Here is an 18,129-nt window from a genome sequence, read left to right as displayed (position 1 = left end):
GCCGAATGGCTCTGTCCTGTGCCTCTGTCCTATGGCTCTGTCCTGCACAATCTCCGCCATGCCGGTTGACGGCTGGTCGAGAATCCGTCGCGCTCGCCTCGGTTGCCCGGCCGGGCAGGGTCACTGAACGTGGTGGAGGACGCGAGCGACCGCATCGGCCAGAACGCCTGCTGGATCCTCGCTGCCGCCCGTGCTGCGCCAGGCCACGTGGTTGTCGGGACGTGCGAGGACGGCGCCCTCATCGGTGATCTGCCGGAAGGCCTCCCACCTGCCGTCAACGTCGGCGAACTCGGCGTCCTCGCCGATGCGGGCGGTGGTGATCGGGATGGAGAGCTTCTCCGCGACCTGCGCGGCCGCCTCGCACCACGGCGTTCCTGCCGGGCCGGTGAGCAGCGCGAAACCGGAGGTGCCGGTCAGGTCATGGGTGGACAGGCGCCGTCCGTCTCGTTCAAGCCAGGCGTGCGGCAGCAGATGCCCAGGGCACGTGGTGGGGTGGTAGACGTCGCGCAAGGGCACACGGGGCGGCGGCCGGCCGCCATCGGGGACGACCGCGCCCTCCTCGTAGGCGTAGCCGATCTCCACGTCGTGCGCCTGGTATCCGCCGCGGGCGGTGGCGAACATCTCCGCCGCCCGCGCCCGCCCGGCCACGCCGATGGGGGACGGGTCGAAGTACTTGGCGAACATCTGCTCCCGGCGGTCCGGCGGGGTGTGCGGGCCGAGGCCGATTGCGCCGAGGATCGCCTGGTTGTGGGAGGCCGCCGCCACCGCCCAGTCGATGTTGTGCTCGCCTATCGGCCGCCGCTCCGTCTCGTAGGTGTCGAGCAGACCGTCGGGCGCACGGCCGGTGACCACCGCGGCCAGCTTCCAGACGAGGTTGTGCACGTCCTGGATGCCGGTGTTCAGGCCGAGGCCGACGGTGGGCGGCTGGCGGTGCGCGGCGTCGCCGGCGAACAACACCCGTCCCTGTCGATAGCGGTCGGCGAGCAGCCCCTGCACGGTCCAGCTCGTCACCCCGTGCAAGGTCACGTCCAAGCTCGGCAGTCCGAGGACCTCACGAATCTTGGGGACGATCGACTGCTCGTCGAGCCGGGCCGAATCGCCTGCGGTGAGATGGAAGTGCATGACCCATTCCTCGCAGTGCCTTCCCCAGGTCGGCCCCATCTCGAAGAGGTTGCTGAAGAGATCCGCCTTGTACGGGTTGAGGAAGTGGGTCATGTGCGCGCCCTCGCGCCACCACTCAGACAGATCCGCAGAGAAGTAGACGGTCGTGATGTCCCGCATCCCCGGCAGTCCGTGCATCTGAACGCCGAGCGCGGGGCCGACCGTGCGGCCGCCGTCGGCCGCGATGACGTACTGCGCCGTGACCCTGGTGCTCTCACCGGTCTCGACGTCGCGGACCTCGGCGGTCATGTGCTCACCCTCGTCGGAGAGGGCGACCAGTTCGTGGCCGAACAGGATGCGCCCGGGATTGTGCTGTTCGGCGTGGCGGCGCAGGATCGGCTCCAGCCGGATCTGCGGCAGCCTGGCGGGCAGGATGGGGCCGGCCGCCGCGTACCTCTCGTGCGACACACCCCCGCCGAAGCCGTCCAGCTCCTGGATCAACCGCGCGTCCAGCGGCCGGTCGCCGCCCAGTGAGGTCAGCCAGCGCACCTTGCCGAACGTCTCCACCGGCGCGGCGTGCTCGGTCACCTCCTCGTCCAGCCCGTGCTGGCGGAAGATCTCCATCGTGCGCTGGTTGTGGTAGTGCGCCTTCGGAATCGTCGACGTGCCTGCGTGGCGTTCCACCAGCAGGTGGGCGACGCCGTGGTCGGAGCAGAAGATGGAAGCGGACAGGCCGCATCCCCCGCCGCCCACGATGAGCACCGGAACCTCGATTGTTCGGCGTGTCACCTGGGTCCGCCACCCATCTGTGCGAGCCGCCTGCGCATGGACTCGGTGTCGTTGAGGTGCGGGAAGTCCTCTGACGGCACATCCACTCCCAGGAAGGCGCACAGCGGCTTCCATCCCTGCTTCACGTCGTAGACGAGCAGCCGGTCCGGACCGATGTTCTGCGCGATTTCCTGATTGTGCTGGTCGTAGACCTTGATGGCGTGCTCCTTGTCGGAGAACCGTCCGTCAAAGAGGCCGTTCCAGACCATGGTGCTCGTCACGCGATAGATCCGAGCCGGCAGGGAATTGGGCGGCGGCGCGTTCTTCTCGTTCATGAGAACGAACTGGTACAGGGTGTCGTAGGTACTCTGATACCAGCGCTCGGCATCGCGTACCGTCAAAATCATCTTCGCCTCGGGGAACGCATTCATCATCTCCCGGTAGTAGACCGCGGGCGGGCCGTCCACAGCCGATGTATAGCCTGCGAAAAGCGCTTCCCAGTCGGGATCCTGTCCATCGCAGACGACCTTTTCCCACTCGGCAATGCGTGCTTCGTCGCCGATGATGTCGAACATGTGGAAGCACGGGCCGTAACCCAGCCGGTCCAGAGCTCCCTTTAGGGAGGTCGTGCCCGTCCGGCCCAAGCCGGTGTTGATGAGCTTCAACATGGCGATTCACCTTTCCTTGCGGTTGTGACGGACGGTGTGCAGACCGGTGGTGCGGCTGGTGGCCGGTGGTCAACGGCTGGGCAGTTGCACAGCAAAGGCGTCTCGGGCGGCCTGCGCGAGGGCGAGATAGAGCCACTCATTTCCGGTATGGCCGGCTTCCCATTGCACGCCGATCGCAAAGGGATGATCGATCGCCTCCACCGCCTCGATCACACCGTCCGGCGCCCAGGCGGTGGCGGTGAGGTCCGTGCCGATCCGATCGATCGCCTGGTGGTGGTGGCAGGCGGCCTCGGCCGTGCCATTGCCGAGGATCTCGGCGATCCGGCTGCCGGGCTTCAACTCCAGGCGGTGGCGGCCCAAGGTGAACGTCTCGCTTTCAGGACAGTGGCGGTCGTCGCCTGTGACCTCGGGCAGATGCTGGTGGAGAGTGCCTCCGCGGAGCACGTTGAGCAGTTGCATGCCTCGGCAGATGCCGAGGACGGGCAGGCCGGCGTCGAGGGCCGCCTTGACCAGCGCCAGTTCGGCGGCGTCCATGGCCGGACTGGCTCCACGGGTCTTGGCGTGTGCCGTGCCTCCGTACAGCGTCGGGTCCACGTCCGGGCCGCCCGGGATCAGCAAGCCGTCGAGTTGCCCGAGGATCTGCTCGATCCCCGGCAGCAGCGGGATGAGCAGGGGAGTGCAGCCCACGGAGTCGAGGAGGTCGATGTGCGGCTGGAACGCAAGACTGACGATCATGTCGGTGCCCTGCAATGTGACCGGAGCGGTCCGTGCGCATATCCCGATCACCGGCCGCGGGGCCGGATATCCCCGGCTTGCCGTGTCATCCAACGCTTGATTCATGACCAGCCTCGTTGTCGCACGGAATCAGTTCGTGAACCTAGGGGAACAATACTCACCGACGACCGCTATCAACTCGATCGTTCAACTGAAGAGAACGCGCAGATGAACGCGCGCCAGCAGCAGTGACAATCCATTGGCTGCGCTGATGTCCTGGTGGTTCGCGGCCACCCGGCTCAATGGTCGCTAAACGGCCTTTCTAGAGAGGGTCTATTCACCGTCGACCGTGGTTAAAGGTGCCCTTGGCAGGGTCGTCCGGGTACGGCAGCAGCAGGAAGGAGCGCCGAGCATGGCGGGTGGCATTGGGCAGACTGCCCTGGTCGCAGACAGCATCGGCTTTGCCGGTCCTGATGTCGAGGATTCGGTCGCCGGGGACACTTTGGATTTGAACAATTTCGAGAAGCTGCCCGCGTCCGAGGTGGCGGTGAGCGCGCTGTCGCCCGGGCTGGGCCTGCGTCAGAGCGGGACGAACAGCGCCCACGTTCAACTGCTGATGGACGCGTCGGGCACGGTGGAACTCCCGCCACTTCTGGTCCAGGAAGAGGGCTGGCGGGTCATCGACGGGCTGCACCGGCTGGAGGCCGCCAAACTGCGCGGCGACACCGTCGTGAAGGCACGTTTCGTCGACTGCACCGACTCCGAGGCGGTCGTCCTGGCCATGAAGGCCAACAGCTCGCACGGACTGCCGCTGTCGAAGACCGACCGCATGTTCGGAGCCAAGAGCGTCCTGGCCGCTCACCCTGACTGGTCGGACCGGGCCATCGCCTCCATCACCGGGCTGAGCGCGAAGACGATCGCGTCCCTGCGCGACCGGTCGGCCGGCGGGACCCAGGTCGGCGACAAGCGCCTCGGCCGTGACGGGAAGCGGCGGCCGGTCAACCCCGGTGAGGGCAGGCTCCGCACCGCCGATTACATCAACGCCCATCCCGACGCCTCGCTCCGGCAGGTCGCCAGGGCGACCGACGTCTCCCTTGGCACGGTCCATGACGTCAGCGCCCGCCTGCGCCGAGGCATAAACCCGGAGCGCAACGGGCGCCGCGCATCCTCCGCACAGCCCCCCTCCGCACAGCCCCCCTCCGCACAGCAGCCACCCACCGCCCGGATCTCCGACGCCCGGACAGCCAATGCCCGAACAGTCGACGCCCGGACGGCCAGTGCCCGGACAGCCAACGCCCGGACAGTCAACGCCCGAACGGCCGACGCCGGGCCCGTCGCCCCCTCGACCAGAGGGGATGTCGGCACCGTCGCCACGGCGCCCGCGGCCAAGGGCACGCCACCGTCCCGCAGAAACCACACCGACCTACCGCCCACCTGGCCCCAGGTGGCGTCCAAGATGGCCTGCGATCCGGCCGTCCGCTACACCGACAGCGGCAAGGAGTTCCTCCGGTGGATGGCGCTGCACGCCGCGGATCCGCACCGGTGGCGAGAATTCCTCAACACCGTCCCAGCGCACTGGCAGGACGTCATCGCCTCCGTGGCCGACGACATCAGCCAAGAATGGAGCCTGTTCGCCCAACAGCTCAAGAACAAACAGGAGACGGCGTAGCGGCGAGCAGTGTGGCGAAGACGAAATTCTATTGCTGGGAGTCCGCATGACCGGCCGACGAGTCATCATCACCGGAATGGGAGTGCTGGCGCCCGGCGGAATCGGCGTCAAAGGCTTTTGGGCCCTTCTCAGCGCAGGCCGGACGGCGACCAAGGGGATCACTTTCTTCGATCCGTCCCCGTTCCGTTCGAGGATCGCCGCCGAAGCGGATTTCGATCCCTGGGCGAACGGTCTCGGTCCGCAGGAGATACGACGCATGGATCGGGCATCGCAGTTCGCCGTCGTCACGGCGAGGGAGGCGATGGAGGACGGCGGCCTGGACCCGGGCTCGGTCACGCCTCATCGCACCGGGGTGGCCGTCGGCACCGCCGTGGGCGCCACCATGAGCCTGGACCAGGAATACCGGGTGGTCAGTGACGGCGGTCGGCTCGACCTCGTCGACCATGAGTACGCCGTCCCCCACCTGTACGACTACTTCGTGCCGAGCTCCTTCGCGGCCGAGGTCGCCTGGTCGGTCGGCGCCGAGGGCCCGGTCACCGTGGTCTCCACCGGCTGCACCTCGGGGCTGGACTCGGTCGGTTACGCGGCCGGCCTGATCCGCGACGGCTCGGCCGACATGATGATCGCCGGCGCCACCGACGCGCCGATCTCGCCGATCACCGTGGCGTGCTTCGACGCGATCAAGGCGACCACGCCGCGCAACGACGATCCCGAGCACGCCTCCCGGCCCTTCGACCGCACCCGCAACGGCTTCGTGCTCGGCGAGGGCTCGGCGATGTTCGTCCTGGAGGAGCTGGAAGCCGCGCGTCGCCGCGGCGCTCACCTGTACGCCGAGGTCGCCGGGCACGCGTCCCGGTGCAACGCCTTCCACATGACCGGGCTGCGTCCTGACGGAAGGGAGATGGCGGAGGCCATCGGCGCCGCGCTGAACGACGCGAGGACGAACCCGCAGGACGTCGACTACATCAACGCCCACGGCTCGGGAACCAAGCAGAACGACCGGCATGAGACCGCCGCCTTCAAGCGCGGCCTCGGCGAACACGCCCGCCGCACCCCCGTCAGCTCGATCAAATCGATGGTCGGCCATTCGCTCGGCGCGATCGGCTCGATAGAGATCGCCGCTTCCGTCCTGGCCATGGAGAACAACGTGGTGCCCCCGACAGCGAACCTGCACGAGCCAGACCCCGACTGCGACCTCGACTATGTCCCACTGACCGCACGCGACTGGCGAACCGACACGGTGCTGACGGTGGGCAGCGGGTTCGGTGGTTTCCAGAGCGCGATGGTCCTGGCCCGTCCCGGCAGGAACCTGGCATGACCTCACACGTGGTGACCGGGATGGGCGTCGTCGCGCCCAACGGATTCGGCGTGGACGACTACTGGACCGCCTCCTGCGGCGGCAGGAACGGCATCGGCCGTATCACGCGGTTCGACTCACAGGGGTATCCGGCGGAGCTCGCGGGAGAGGTGCCCGGATTCAACGCCGAGGACCACCTCCCGAGCAGGCTCATACCGCAGACCGACCGGATGACCCAGCTCGCCCTTGTGGGCGCCGAACACGCGCTCGCCGACGCCGGGGTGAGCACCGCGGACATGCCCGAATTCGGGATGGGCGTGGTGACCGCCAGCACCTGCGGCGGATTCGAGTTCGGCCAGCGAGAGCTCCAGAACCTCTGGAGCAAGGGCGGCCAGTACGTCAGCGCGTACCAGTCCTTCGCCTGGTTCTACGCGGTCAACACCGGCCAGATCTCGATCCGGCACGGCATGCGGGGCCCCAGCGGCGTGCTGGTCAGCGACCAGGCGGGCGGACTCGACGCCATCGCTCAGGCTCGCCGGCTCGTCCGCGACGGCAGCGACCTGATCCTGTCCGGCGGTGTCGACGCGTCGATCTGCTCCTGGGGATGGGCGGCCCAGCTTGCCGGCGGACGGCTGAGCACCGGCGAACATCCCGAACGGGCCTACCTCCCCTTCGACCCCGCCGCGGACGGGCATGTGCCGGGGGAGGGAGGCGCACTCTTGATCATCGAGAACGCCGAGGCCGCACGCCGACGCGGTGCGACCCGCGTCTACGGCGAGATCTGCGGCTACGGGTCCACGTTCGACCCGAAGCCGGACAGCGGCCGCGAGCCGGCGCTGCGCACGGCGATCGAGGTCGCGCTGGACGACGCGGGCCTGGCGCCGGACGAGATCGATGTCGTCTTCGCCGACGCCGCCGCCATCCCGGAACTCGACCGCGTCGAGGCCACGGCGATCACCGAGGTCTTCGAGCCGCACAAGGTCCCGGTCACCGCGCCCAAGACCATGACGGGCAGACTCGGCTCGGGCGCCGCCCCGCTGGACGTCGCCGCCGCCTTCCTGTCCATGCGGTCGGGACTGATCCCCCCGACGACGAACGTCACTCCCTCACCCGAGTACGCCATCGACCTGGTGACCACACGGCCCCGGCGCGCGTCCGTGAACGCGGCTGTCGTCCTGGCACGCGGCCACGGCGGCTTCAACTCCGCCATCGTCGTGCGATCCACTAACTGGAACTGAAAGAGCCCAGCCGTCACGGCTGGGCTCTGCGGCTCATGAGGACAAGTCGATCCGCCATGAGATCCCAAAACGGTCGTTCACCCACGCGAACCTCGGGCTGAAGCCGTAGTTCTGCGCCGGCATGTACACCTCGCCGCCTTCGCTGAGCGCGTCGTAGAGCTTGTCAAAGTCTTCCCGCGAATGACGCTGCGCGTACAGCGTCACGGCTGGATTCACCGTGAAATCCTGCCAGCGCGCGGTGCCGTGCAACGGGCTTTCCGGAGGCGGCGTGTTCATACAGACGAGTTGCTGGCCCGCGACCCGGAAGATGCCGTACTGCAGCGTTCCCTCGGCCCACCCCGGGTCTTCCGCGCGAGCACGGATGACCTGCAGGACCTCGCCATCCTCGAACAGCGACGTATAAAAGTTCATCGCCTCTTCGGCGTTTCCATCGAACCCCAGAAAGATGGCGATCTTCTGCGTGACAGCGGTTGACATGATGGCAGCTCCTTCGTATGCGCCCGCCGTTCCGCTGCGACCACACCGGTCAGGGCGCGTCCTCTGCCTCGACCATCGCGTCGAATTCCAGGAACATTCGCCGATCTTGCTCGCGGAGATCCGCGTAGGGCGTGACGCGATCCGGATCGGCGTCCCCTTCAACGTCCGGCTCCTGGTTTGTCCCCCTCAAGTAGTCGACGACCGGCGCGCACATCCATGCGCTCGCGCCGGCGTAGGCCAAACCACGGAGCAGGTGCGGGACAACGCGGCTGAGAATCCTTCTGAGGCGGCCCGGGCCCGGCGTGTCGCGATGCATGAGGCGCCCTTCAATGCTCGGATGCACACATCATCGCGACGACCGCTCTCCACCCGGTCGAGCCTCACTTGACCTCAGTCTGACCGGCGAAGGGGCCTGAGGAACGCTTCGCCAAGTACTTGACCAACCACTGAGATCGCTTTAACGACCCTGTGCTCTGCTGGGCACAGGGGGATTTCACCATGCGCAGCACCAACGGTCTCTTGCCTCTGGGGGACGTGATCCTTGCCTGGACGGTCATGATCCTTCTGTCCGTTCTGGCGTGGGTGTTCACAGTGGGACAGGCGCGCGACATGGGCGTTGAGCCCGGCACCATGGGCATGGCGCTGCCGCTGTTCCTGCTGCTCTGGCTGGTCATGATGACGGCGATGATGCTGCCGTCGGTGGCGCCGGTGGCCCTGACTTGGGGACGGGCCATCGGGCGAGGGTCGGCGGGCCCCGCGCGCGTGGCGCGGACCGTTCAGTTCGTCGGCGGCTACCTGCTGGTCTGGACGGCTTTCGGTCTCCTTGCGTACGGCGGAATGACGCTGACGGGAGACCTGGTGGAACGCGACCCCGGCATAGGACGCTGGATCGGGGCCGGAGCGTTCGCGCTGGCCGGGCTCTACCAGCTTGGGCCGTTGAAGAGCATCTGCCTGCGGCACTGCCGCAGCCCCATGGCCCAGCTCCTGCGTTACGCCGCCTTCCGGCCGTGGGCGCGCGATCTGCGGGTCGGCGTCCACCATGGCGGCTACTGCCTGGGCTGCTGCTGGGCCCTGATGGTCGTGCTCATCCCGCTGGGCGTCATGAACGTCGCCGCGATCGCCGCGCTGGCCGCCCTGATCTTCCTGGAGAAGCTGTGGCGCCATGGAGCCGCGCTGTCGCGGGCAGCCGGAATCGTGTTCCTGGTTCTCGCCGCCCTGGCCCCCTTCCAGGACTGGCTCCTGCCCGGCCTGACGATGTCGGAGATGTGATCGGGCGAGCCACCTCAGATGCGCCCGCTGGGTTGCCCTTCCGTCTGTTCGGTGGAGAAGGTGTATTCACCGCGCTCGCCGTACTCGGGCCCGAAGCCCAGGTCGAACGCGTCGGAATGCCCCTCGGTGCGGCCGATCTCGAATTCGGGCGCGAACCCGAACTGCGCGTTCTTCACCGTTGTCGGGTTTCCGTCGGGGCCGGTGAGCGGCTCGTACCGGATCTCGCTGAGTCCCTCGATCTCAAGTGCCGGCTTGTCCCCGTCCGTCAGGGAGATCTGCGCCCGCCGCATGCCCAGGTACTCGCCGAAGAACTGCGACAGCTCGCCGAAGGGCCCGCCCTCGCGGCCCGTCAGGATCCGCTCGACCGCGTCCGCCTGCTCCTCCCCGGCGTCGCTGTCCACCACGAGCCCCAGCTTCCAGTCACCTGCCGTCAGGTGGGACGGGAAGTAGTTGTAGAACGCGAAGTCGACCCCCGACAGATCAACGTCGCCGAGGTGCCCGTCCGCGATGTGGAACACCGCGGTGCCCCGGCACTGCTCGTCCCCCTGCGCGTCCCTCGGTTGCGCGTCCATGGCGCACCCGCACACCAGGACGCAGGAACAACTCGCCAGGTAATTGCCGGAAATCGTATACGCCATGATCCCCCCGTTCCCCAGGCATCGCCACACGCCCGCACACGACCGCCCTGGGGGACACGACACCCGCCGCGAAAACGTCAACGGCGTCCTGATCGTTATCAAGGCCCAGGCAAACCCAAGCCCTCCCTGAATGTGACTCCCCTCACGCTAAGCCCGCTAATTTCCGCATGTAAACACCGCCGATGTAAAGACAGTCACTTCGCAGCCCAGTGATCCGGACTTTCCAAGATTTCCAGGACGATGGTCGTCCAGTTGAAACCGCCTCCCACACTGATCAGCACCACCCGGTCGCCCTGGTCGAGATGGCCGGACTCGGCGAGATGGCTCAGGCCTCCGAAGTGGTCGGCGGTCCCGCAGTGGCCGACGTCCATCCCCCAGTCCCAGGTCGTACGGTCGACGTCGATGCCCAGGGGTCCGAGGCATTCCTTCTCGACGAGCTCACGCCCGAAGCTGGGGACGACGTATCGGGCGGCGTCGTCGATCGCGATCCCGGCTTCTTCGGCTGCGCCGTTCGCAGAGGCGCAGAGACCCCGGACCATACGGTCGGCCACGTCGTCCGGGTCCATCTCGTCGTAGCACTCCAGGCTGCGCATCCACAGGCTGACGGGGAACTGGTCGGCGGCCGGGCCTGGTTGGAAGGGCTGGCTTCCGCGGTGCAACGGTTCGAGCTCTGGCGCTGTCTCGGTGACCACGGAGAGCACGCGCGCGAAGCCGCCCTGCCGCGAGAGCACGGCCGCGCTGGCGCCGTCGCCGAAGACCATGCCCATGTTGCTGGTCCAGCGGTTCCAGTACGGTTCCGTGAACTGGTCCGCGGCAGTGATCATCGCGGCCTGGGTCTCGGGGGTGGCTGCCAGGTAACGGGCTGCCAGTTCCACCGAACCCACGGAGCCGTTGGACAGCTGCCGGACTTCAAAGGACAGGCCGGCGCCGTCCAGGATCTCTTTCTGGAGGTACGAGCCGATGTTCCAGCCGTCCAGGCCGTTGTAGCTGGTCGCCGCGTGGAGGAGGAGGCCGACGTCGCCGGGTGCGTGCCTCGATCGGTCAAGAGCGCGCCTGCCAGCGTGGACCGCCATCGTCGGAAGGGTGTCGTCCTCGCCGACTATCGCCACACGTCGCTGACCCGTCTGCTCTTGTGCCTGCGTGCTGTAGTCGCCATTGGCGATCGCTTCGTCGACTGGTACGGCTTTGGGAAAGTAGCCGCCGACTCCTGCGATGTGGACATCGGGTCGCATCATGGCCTCTCGTCGAAGACTCGCGCCAGGACAGCCTCATCCAGGTCGAGCTGCCGTGTGGAGAACGAGCGCAGGGCGCGTAGATAGTGGTCGGTGAGCTCGGCCTCATCGAACTCGGGATGGTGCCCGCCGGACAGACGGATCTTCCCGGCCACGATGACCGTGTCCACGTCGTTCGAGCCGCCCAGTGTCAAGAACGCCTCCAAGGGGCGCGGACTGAGCAGGTAGCGCCAGTCGTCGGCCCGGATGAGGACGAGGTCGGCCTGCTTGCCTTCCTCCAGGCTGCCGATCTCGTCCGCCCAGCGCAGCCCGCGCGCCGCAAGCCGGGTCGCCATCGCCAGCGCCTGGGTCGGCGGCACGTGGCACGGGTCGGCGGCCATCTCGTTGTGCACCTGCCATGCGGCGGCCATGGCCTCGGGCATCCCGCCGACCGGAAGACTCCCGCCGTCGGTCGACAGTGACACGTCCAGGCCGGACCTCATCAGTTCGGGGATGGCCTTGGTCTCGCTCATGGTCGACTCGCCGGTGCTGCCGTACTTCGCCGGCGAGTGGCTGATGTGAACGTTCGATGCCACCAGGCGTTCGCGTTCCTCCTGATCGGCGAACGCACAGTGGATGGCCATCAGCCGTTCCGACAACAGACCGAGGTCGTCCAGCCGGCGTACCGACGTGGTGCCGTAGTACGTCCGGACGGCCTCGGGTTCGTTGCGCAGCGCGCCGACATGAGTGAGGAACGGTGTGTCGTAGCGCTCCGCCAGGTCTCGCAATCCGTGGCCGAGCTCGTCAGAGAGGTTGGTGACGTACAGGGCCGACGGGGCAGAGCGCACGAGGCCGCCGGGTTCGCTGGGATATCGCTGCAGCAGCTCTTCGATGGAGCTCAGCACCGCGTCCGCATCGCGGGTGCGGCGGTATTTGTTCTCACCGGGTGGACACACGGCATCGCTGGCCCATGTGGTGATCGAGGCGCGTATGCCGAGCGCCTGTGCGGCGTGGGCGACCTGGTCAGGCCGGTTCAGCGACCCGGCATCACCGACGGTGGTGGTGCCTGATCGAAGCTGTGTCCAGAGTGAGTAGCGGGCGATCGCATCGGCTTCGTCCTCGGTCATGCCGTCGCTGACATGGGAGAACGAGTCGAAGGCGAGCGACAACTTCGGGATGTCCCCGCCATGAGCCATGAACCCGGGAGCGTCGTCGCGATCGGACGGATCGCGCAGCGCCCCCTTGAACGGCAAGCGGAGCGCGAACATCTCGTGCCAGTGGGCGTTGACCAGCCCAGGCAGAACGAGCATGCCTTCGGCGTTCACGCGCTGGATCCGGTCGCCGGCCTCCTTCGGAAACCGTGCGAGCGCATCGGCCACCTCCGCACGATCGCCCACGGCGACGATTCGATCGTCCACGATGAGGACGGAGCCTGACGGGAGGATGGTGTGGTGCTCGTCGGCGGTGTAGATGAACCCGCCTTCGACGAGCAGGCTTGACGAGGTCACGGCGAAACCTCCGCATGCTCATCCTGGAGGCGCTCCAGATACCGCCACCAGCCGTCCATGGTGGGTTCGCGGACGAGCTCACGGAAGACGACCGGCAGGCCCACCCGGCGCCAGTCGTTCACGAGCGCCATCAGATCGAGCGAGGTCAGCCCGAGCTGGACGAGGTTGGTGTCTCCGGGGATCTGGTCCGGAGGTGATTCGAGCCGTTCCGCCACGGCCTCGCAGACCGAGTCGCGGGTGATCACTTCAGGGTCTCCCTCCGCTGGTCCGCGGACTGGAGGATCTCGACGATGGCGCAGCCGGCCTCCATCCCGGGAGTGGCGCCGAGGAGCAGGACGTGATCGCCCTCGCCGACCTGGCCGCTGGTCCAGAGGTGGTGCAGACCGGCGACCGCGTCGACCGCCCCGGCGTGCCCCATCCGGCGGGCGAACTCCCAGGTGCCGTGTTTGCGCTCGTCGATGCCGAGCGGGTCCATGTACATCTCGCGCAGGGCGTCGGCGGCGAAATGCACGTGGGCGACCCGGGTGATGTCCGACAGGGACATCCCGGCATCGTCAAGAGCGGAATCGACGGCGCCCCGGACCAGGTCACCCATATGCCCCATCGGCGGAGTGACCCCGCTGGCCCACTGCTTGCGCCAGTACTCCATCCGCGTTTCGAGGTCCATCTTCTGCCCGAGCGTGATGCCAGGCGGGAAGAGCGTCTCTCCACCGCGATGGAGTTCCTCCATCTCGGGGTTCGACTGTGAAGCGGCGGCGACGATCCGGGCGAAGCCGCCGTGTTTGGCCACGACCACAGCCGCACCACCGTCGCCGAGGATGAAACGTTTGGAGGAACGCCAGCGGTCCACCGCCGGTGTGGAGAAGTTGTCTCCTGACGTGAGCAGCAGAGCGGTGCGGTCTGGGACGGCGCGCAGATAACAGGTGCCGAGCTGAATGCCCGCGAGCATGCCGTTGCACCCCTGGCGCAGCTCCATCGCCGGAACCGGCGTGTCCAGAGTCTTGCGGAGGACGTAGTGATGCGCCGACCACCCGTCCGGCCCCTGATAGTGCACGTTGCTGTGAAAGAGCCCGGCGAAGGCGTCGACCTCTAGCCCGGACATTTCGATCGCTTGCCGTGCGGCCTGGATCGCCATGTCGGGGGCAGGTGTCTCATCCGCGACGGTCACCGCCAGCATTCCGCTGGCCGCCTGGTCGGCGGGGTCGTACCAGCCGCGCTCCACGGCCTGGTCAGTACTGACCTTTTCGGGAACGTGGAGCCCGATGCCGGCCAGATACATGTCGTCAATGCGCATGTCCGTACTCCCGGGTGTTGGTGTCGGAAGGTAGTTCGGGCTGTGCGGGGAGAGGGTCGCCGGGCTGTGCGGCGGCGAGGTTGCCGGGCTGTGCGGCGACAAGGCCGGCGAGCAGCTCGCCCAAGATCGTGATGCCGTCGGTGCTGAGGACCGACTCGGCGTGGAACTGCAGGGACCGGAATCCAGGCCCGCGCAGGGCATGAACGTGCCCGGTGTCGCCGTCGCGGCTGACCTCCACGGTGCCGCCGGCTGCCGGGCTGATGAAGTGGTCGCCGTCCGCCCCGGCCATGAAGGTGTTATAGAAGCCGACCCGGGTCCGCCGTCCGAACAGGTCGATCTCACGCTGGAGGCCCTGGTTCGGCACCTCCAGGCACGACACCGTCAGCCCAAGCTCCCGGCATAGCACCTGGTGTCCGAAGCAGACGGCCAAGAAGGGTCGTCGTTGCCGCAGAAGCTCACTGATGAGGTGTCGTATCAGCCTTGTCTTCCTGGATCGGTCGTCGCAGGGGTCGCCTGGACCCGGTCCAACGACGACGAGGTCGAACGATTCGGGCGTGCACGGCTCGTCGTACCTGCGGATCGTGACATCGAGGTGCAGCGCCCGGAGCTGGTGCCCGATCATGGATGTGAAGGTGTCCTCCGCGTCCACGATGAGCACCCGCTTGCCGGCCAGCCGGGATACCGGCGATGCACTGGCTGGAACGTCGTCGCCCAGCCAGAAGCGTGCGAGTGTGGCGTTGCGCCGGCGTAGTGCTTCCTGGACGGCGGGGTCGGCGCCGACGCAACGAGTCTGAGGGCTCGGCGCGCTACCGGAGGGGTCGTCCTCCCCCCGGAACGCGTTGAGGATCGTGGCCGCCTTGGCTTTCGTCTCGGCCACTTCGGATTGCGGGTCAGAGTGACGTACCAGAGTCGCGCCGACGCCGATGCGCACCCGGCCGTCGTCGTGAATGTCGGCGCAGCGGATGAGGATCGTCGAGTCCACGGTGGGGTCACCGGCTTCGTCGATGCCGATGAGCGCCGCGATTCCGCTGTAGTAGCCACGGCCGAACGGCTCGTAACGGCTGATGGTCCGGCAGGCGTTCTCCAACGGGCTACCGGTGACGGTGGGCGCGAACATCGTGGTTCGGAGAATGTCCTGAACAGAAGCCGTGCTGTGACCGCTGAGCAGGTATTCCGTGTGCGCCAACCGCGCCATTTCGCGGAGCCGCGGTCCATGCAGCCGCACTCCTGGATCACATATTCGCGCCATCATCTTCAGTTCTTCGTCGACCACCATGTAGAGCTCGTCGGCCTCTTTGCGATCCGTGAGGAAATCAAGGGTCTGGCTGACCGAAGGGCCGAGCGGCCCATACCGGTGGGTGCCGCTGATGGGATTCATGGTGACGGTGCCGCCCTGCAACCCGACGTGCTGTTCGGGGCTGGCTCCGACGAAGGTCCGGTCGCCGGTATGGGCGACGAATGTCCAGTACGCGCCCGTCTCTTCGGCCAGCAGCCTCCCGAAGACCGCCAGTGCCTGCGCCGGGGTGTAGTCGTCGAGGGCCGCCACGAATGATCTGTGGATGACGAAGTTCGACCCCTGGCCTCCGCCGATCTCCCTGGCCTGGACGTCACCGACGATCTCGGCATAGCCGTCGTCGTCGATGTCGAAACGGCCATCACGGAGGCGGACCGGGGTCTGTGGCAACGACTCGAGCAGGCTGGCCGTGTCCACGCAGCCCTGCTCCGCCACGGTGAGGACCCGGATCGGCTCCCCGTCGTCGCGGCAGGCGAAGCCGCGTTCGTCGATCTGCCGGTACGGAATCAGCGCGAGCATCTCGTGCCGGGACACGCCCCGCGACGGGCTGGCAGACGGAAGATCGGCCAGCTTCCCGACGGTGCATATATCGCCGGTCAGAACGTCTGCCCGCCCGGGATCGTCCGCCCGGCAAATCAGCGCGAACGGGCCCGCGGCGCCGGAGCCCAGGCGGTCGACGAAGCTTCGAAGCTCTTTCGCCACGTGCACACCGATCCCTTCTCGCGGTCGAGAGAATGCTTGTCTCGACAATGGCAAAAGGGGGATCAAGTCGCTACTACACGTCTGTGTGGGCCAGGCATTTGCTGATCACCGCGAACTACTCGAACGAGTAGTACCTCCGTTATGCCAGGCGAACTAGATTTGCTGACCTAGCTCATTTATCCGTACTTGCCTGGGAGGCCCATTGCCCCCGCATCCAGTGACAGGGACAGGGACAGGGAATGGCCAGAACGCGGCTTATGAATCCCTGTCCGGTCTTGAGATCGCCCGATGGCTGCCGTTGCCGGCCGCGCAGCAGCCCAAGTGGGATGACCCGGTGCAGGTTGCCAGGGCCCGCGCAGAGCTCGCCGATATGCCGGGGCTGGTCGACTTCGACGAGGTGAACCGGCTTCGAACGCTGCTCGCCGACGTGGCGTACGGGCGGCGCCAGATCATTCAAGCCGGTGACTGCGCGGAGGATCCACGAGAGTGCGCACCGGACGAACTGATCCCGAAGATCTCGCTCCTGCACCAGCTCGCCGCGGTGATGCGGCGGGGGACCGGCCTTCCGGTGGTCCACGTCGGACGGTTCGCCGGACAGTTCGGCAAGCCTCGGTCGGCATCGGTGGAGCGCCTGGGTGATGCGGAGATCCCGGTCTTTCGCGGGCACGCCATCAACAGCCCGCAGCCCGAGCCCGGCATGCGACGGCCCGACCCCGTACGCCTGCTCACCTGCTATCACGCGGCCGCCTCGGCCATGACGTTCTTGAGGAACCAACCTCGCGACGGCGCCGAACCCATCGTCTGGACCAGTCACGAGGCTCTGCTTCTGGATTATGAGCTGCCCCTGCTCAGGCGTCGGCTCGATGGCGCGTTGTTGTTGTCATCGACCCATTGGCCCTGGGTCGGGGACCGCACCCGCCAGCCCGAGGGAGCTCACGTCAGGCTGCTGGCGAGCGTGGCCAATCCGGTCGCATGCAAGATCGGCCCGACCACGGAGGTGGACGAGCTCGTCGCACTGTGCGCGATCCTGGATCCGCTCCGTGAGCCGGGCAGGCTCACCCTCATCGCACGGCTGGGGGCCAAGGCGGTCTCCGATCACCTTCCGGATCTGGTGAGCGCTGTGCGAGCGGCAGGTCATCCGGCCATCTGGCTGTGCGACCCGATGCACGCCAACACGGTGACGACGCCGGCCGGGCGGAAAACGAGATACCTCGAGCGGATCGTGAGTGAGGTCCGGCAATTCACCACGATCGTCGCCGACGTCGGCGGCATCGTCGGCGGACTCCACCTCGAAGCCACCCCTGAGCCTGTGACCGAGTGCGTTCCGAACGACCAGTTCGTGGGCCGGGTGGACGTGTGCTACACGACCGCCTGTGATCCGAGGCTCAACCCCGAACAGGCGGTCCAGGTGGCGGCCGCTTGGAACGCGGCGACAACACGAGCTTCAGCACAGACCACCAGGAGGCCGGAGTGACGACCGAGTCGGAGTTTGAGAACAGACTGGTGATGGTGACCGGTGCGGCCGGTGGCATCGGGACCGCACTGATCGAAGCCCTGGCCGATGCCGGTGCGGCCATCGCCGCGCTGGACCGTGATGGCGAACGTCTGCGGCCCATCGTCAAACCCCTGCGAAAAGACGGGGTCAACATCATCCCCTATCAGGTGGACGTTTCCGACAGCCGCCAAGTGGACGATGTCGTGGATCGGGTCGAAGAGGAACTGGGTCAGATCGACTACCTCGTCAATGCGGCCGGTGTGCTGCATCCGGCACCGGTCCTGTCGCAGACCGATGACGCTTGGCGGGCGACGTTCGCAGTGAACAACGACGGTGTCTTCCATGTCTGCCGTGCCGTCGCCAAGAAGATGGTCGGCAGGGACGGCGGGGTCGGCAGGGACGGCGGGGCGATCGTCACCGTAGCGTCCAACGCGGGAACGGTTCCGCGCACCCACATGGCCGCATACGCAGCCTCAAAGGCGGCCGCCATCGCGTTCACACGGTGCCTTGGTCTCGAGCTCGCCCCCTACAAGATCCGCTGCAACATCGTCGCCCCTGGCTCCACCGATACTCCGATGCTGCACAGCCTCCATGCGAACGGCGACGCGATCAGCGCGGCGATAGCGGGTGATCCCGGAAACCACCGGGTCGGCATTCCGCTTCGCAAGGTCGCCAGGCCGGCGGATGTGGCGGCTGCGGTCATGTTCCTGCTGTCCGACCGGGCCGGCCAGATCACTCTGCAGAACCTGTTCGTCGATGGCGGTGCCGCGCTCGGCGGCTGACGCC

The 18,129-nt window shown here is 67.3% G+C and carries 17 protein-coding genes; 6 read left to right on the top strand and 11 right to left on the bottom strand.

The window, feature by feature from the left end:
• Window positions 1-120: 120 nt before the first annotated feature.
• From ACH34W_RS33235 to ACH34W_RS33225, 3 genes are all read right to left on the bottom strand, one after another.
• Window positions 121-1,890, bottom strand: coding sequence for an FAD-dependent monooxygenase (locus tag ACH34W_RS33235; RefSeq protein ID WP_395965103.1), 1,770 nt, complete (start codon window positions 1,888-1,890; stop codon window positions 121-123).
• Window positions 1,887-2,537, bottom strand: a complete 651-nt coding sequence (locus ACH34W_RS33230; RefSeq protein WP_395965102.1) for a sulfotransferase family protein — start codon at window positions 2,535-2,537, stop codon at window positions 1,887-1,889. The genes ACH34W_RS33235 and ACH34W_RS33230 overlap by 4 nt, the downstream gene beginning before the upstream one ends.
• Before the next feature lie 69 nt (window positions 2,538-2,606).
• Complete coding sequence (locus ACH34W_RS33225; RefSeq protein WP_395965101.1) at window positions 2,607-3,377, bottom strand: gamma-glutamyl-gamma-aminobutyrate hydrolase family protein; 771 nt, start codon at window positions 3,375-3,377, stop codon at window positions 2,607-2,609.
• A 286-nt stretch (window positions 3,378-3,663) separates the two neighbouring features.
• Between ACH34W_RS33225 and ACH34W_RS33220 the strand changes: the two genes are divergently transcribed.
• Genes ACH34W_RS33220 through ACH34W_RS33210 form a run of 3 tightly spaced genes read left to right on the top strand, consistent with a single transcriptional unit; the run spans window position 3,664 to window position 7,455 of the window.
• Complete coding sequence (locus ACH34W_RS33220; protein WP_395965100.1) at window positions 3,664-4,920, top strand: ParB N-terminal domain-containing protein; 1,257 nt, start codon at window positions 3,664-3,666, stop codon at window positions 4,918-4,920.
• A 46-nt stretch (window positions 4,921-4,966) separates the two neighbouring features.
• Window positions 4,967-6,238, top strand: a complete 1,272-nt coding sequence (locus ACH34W_RS33215) for a beta-ketoacyl-[acyl-carrier-protein] synthase family protein (protein ID WP_395965099.1) — start codon at window positions 4,967-4,969, stop codon at window positions 6,236-6,238.
• Entirely contained in the window at window positions 6,235-7,455 is a 1,221-nt protein-coding gene (locus ACH34W_RS33210; RefSeq protein ID WP_395965098.1) for a ketosynthase chain-length factor, read from the top strand. Before ACH34W_RS33215 ends, ACH34W_RS33210 begins: the two co-directional genes overlap by 4 nt.
• A 33-nt stretch (window positions 7,456-7,488) precedes the next feature.
• Here ACH34W_RS33210 and ACH34W_RS33205 read toward each other — a convergent pair whose 3' ends face one another.
• Both ACH34W_RS33205 and ACH34W_RS33200 read right to left on the bottom strand, forming a co-directional pair.
• Window positions 7,489-7,932, bottom strand: a complete 444-nt coding sequence (locus tag ACH34W_RS33205; protein WP_395965097.1) for a VOC family protein — start codon at window positions 7,930-7,932, stop codon at window positions 7,489-7,491.
• A gap of 49 nt (window positions 7,933-7,981) precedes the next feature.
• On the bottom strand, window positions 7,982-8,248 hold the full coding sequence (locus ACH34W_RS33200) for a hypothetical protein (RefSeq protein WP_395965096.1): 267 nt from the start codon (window positions 8,246-8,248) through the stop codon (window positions 7,982-7,984).
• Window positions 8,249-8,430: 182 nt separating this feature from the next.
• Here ACH34W_RS33200 and ACH34W_RS33195 point away from each other — a divergent pair, with 182 nt between their 5' ends.
• A complete protein-coding gene (locus ACH34W_RS33195) occupies window positions 8,431-9,201 on the top strand; it encodes a DUF2182 domain-containing protein (RefSeq protein ID WP_395965095.1) in 771 nt (256 codons plus the stop codon).
• A gap of 14 nt (window positions 9,202-9,215) precedes the next feature.
• Here ACH34W_RS33195 and ACH34W_RS33190 read toward each other — a convergent pair whose 3' ends face one another.
• The 6 genes from ACH34W_RS33190 to ACH34W_RS33165 form a co-directional block, all read right to left on the bottom strand.
• Window positions 9,216-9,839 carry a DUF1326 domain-containing protein gene (locus tag ACH34W_RS33190; protein ID WP_395965094.1) on the bottom strand — a complete coding sequence of 208 codons (624 nt, stop codon included), beginning with the start codon at window positions 9,837-9,839 and terminating at the stop codon, window positions 9,216-9,218.
• Between the two features lie 194 nt (window positions 9,840-10,033).
• The gene (locus tag ACH34W_RS33185; RefSeq protein WP_395965093.1) at window positions 10,034-11,074 is read right to left on the bottom strand and encodes a ketoacyl-ACP synthase III family protein; all 1,041 of its coding nucleotides are present in this window, start codon (window positions 11,072-11,074) and stop codon (window positions 10,034-10,036) included.
• A complete protein-coding gene (locus ACH34W_RS33180; RefSeq protein WP_395965092.1) occupies window positions 11,071-12,558 on the bottom strand; it encodes an amidohydrolase family protein in 1,488 nt (495 codons plus the stop codon). Before ACH34W_RS33180 ends, ACH34W_RS33185 begins: the two co-directional genes overlap by 4 nt.
• Window positions 12,555-12,803, bottom strand: a complete 249-nt coding sequence (locus ACH34W_RS33175; RefSeq protein WP_395965091.1) for a phosphopantetheine-binding protein — start codon at window positions 12,801-12,803, stop codon at window positions 12,555-12,557. The genes ACH34W_RS33180 and ACH34W_RS33175 overlap by 4 nt, the downstream gene beginning before the upstream one ends.
• A complete protein-coding gene (locus tag ACH34W_RS33170) occupies window positions 12,800-13,852 on the bottom strand; it encodes a ketoacyl-ACP synthase III family protein (protein WP_395965090.1) in 1,053 nt (350 codons plus the stop codon). The genes ACH34W_RS33175 and ACH34W_RS33170 overlap by 4 nt, the downstream gene beginning before the upstream one ends.
• Window positions 13,842-15,848: an anthranilate synthase family protein gene (locus ACH34W_RS33165; protein ID WP_395965089.1), complete on the bottom strand. Its 2,007-nt coding sequence runs from the start codon at window positions 15,846-15,848 to the stop codon at window positions 13,842-13,844. The genes ACH34W_RS33170 and ACH34W_RS33165 overlap by 11 nt, the downstream gene beginning before the upstream one ends.
• A 217-nt stretch (window positions 15,849-16,065) precedes the next feature.
• Here ACH34W_RS33165 and ACH34W_RS33160 point away from each other — a divergent pair, with 217 nt between their 5' ends.
• Window positions 16,066-17,322, top strand: a complete 1,257-nt coding sequence (locus ACH34W_RS33160; protein ID WP_395965183.1) for a 3-deoxy-7-phosphoheptulonate synthase — start codon at window positions 16,066-16,068, stop codon at window positions 17,320-17,322.
• Window positions 17,268-18,125 (top strand): 2,3-dihydro-2,3-dihydroxybenzoate dehydrogenase, encoded by an 858-nt coding sequence (locus tag ACH34W_RS33155; RefSeq protein ID WP_395965088.1) that lies wholly within the window; start codon window positions 17,268-17,270, stop codon window positions 18,123-18,125. Before ACH34W_RS33160 ends, ACH34W_RS33155 begins: the two co-directional genes overlap by 55 nt.
• The last annotated feature ends 4 nt before the right edge of the window (window positions 18,126-18,129 follow it).

This window comes from Actinomadura sp. 6N118, from assembly GCF_044326415.1.
In the GTDB taxonomy this organism is placed as follows: Bacteria; Actinomycetota; Actinomycetes; order Streptosporangiales; family Streptosporangiaceae; genus Spirillospora.
This window is presented reverse-complemented; position numbering and strand designations above follow the sequence as displayed.

Excerpts from the sequence above, each read along its gene's own strand:
- ACH34W_RS33205 (WP_395965097.1), bottom strand. The coding sequence starts at position 7,932 with ATGTCAACCGCTGTCACGCAGAAGATCGCCATCTTTCTGGGGTTCGAT.
- ACH34W_RS33230 (WP_395965102.1), bottom strand. The coding sequence starts at position 2,537 with ATGTTGAAGCTCATCAACACCGGCTTGGGCCGGACGGGCACGACCTCC.
- ACH34W_RS33215 (WP_395965099.1), top strand. The coding sequence starts at position 4,967 with ATGACCGGCCGACGAGTCATCATCACCGGAATGGGAGTGCTGGCGCCC.
- ACH34W_RS33195 (WP_395965095.1), top strand. The coding sequence starts at position 8,431 with ATGCGCAGCACCAACGGTCTCTTGCCTCTGGGGGACGTGATCCTTGCC.
- ACH34W_RS33220 (WP_395965100.1), top strand. The coding sequence starts at position 3,664 with ATGGCGGGTGGCATTGGGCAGACTGCCCTGGTCGCAGACAGCATCGGC.
- ACH34W_RS33190 (WP_395965094.1), bottom strand. The coding sequence starts at position 9,839 with ATGGCGTATACGATTTCCGGCAATTACCTGGCGAGTTGTTCCTGCGTC.
- ACH34W_RS33170 (WP_395965090.1), bottom strand. The coding sequence starts at position 13,852 with ATGCGCATTGACGACATGTATCTGGCCGGCATCGGGCTCCACGTTCCC.
- ACH34W_RS33200 (WP_395965096.1), bottom strand. The coding sequence starts at position 8,248 with ATGCATCGCGACACGCCGGGCCCGGGCCGCCTCAGAAGGATTCTCAGC.
- ACH34W_RS33210 (WP_395965098.1), top strand. The coding sequence starts at position 6,235 with ATGACCTCACACGTGGTGACCGGGATGGGCGTCGTCGCGCCCAACGGA.
- ACH34W_RS33185 (WP_395965093.1), bottom strand. The coding sequence starts at position 11,074 with ATGATGCGACCCGATGTCCACATCGCAGGAGTCGGCGGCTACTTTCCC.
- ACH34W_RS33225 (WP_395965101.1), bottom strand. The coding sequence starts at position 3,377 with ATGAATCAAGCGTTGGATGACACGGCAAGCCGGGGATATCCGGCCCCG.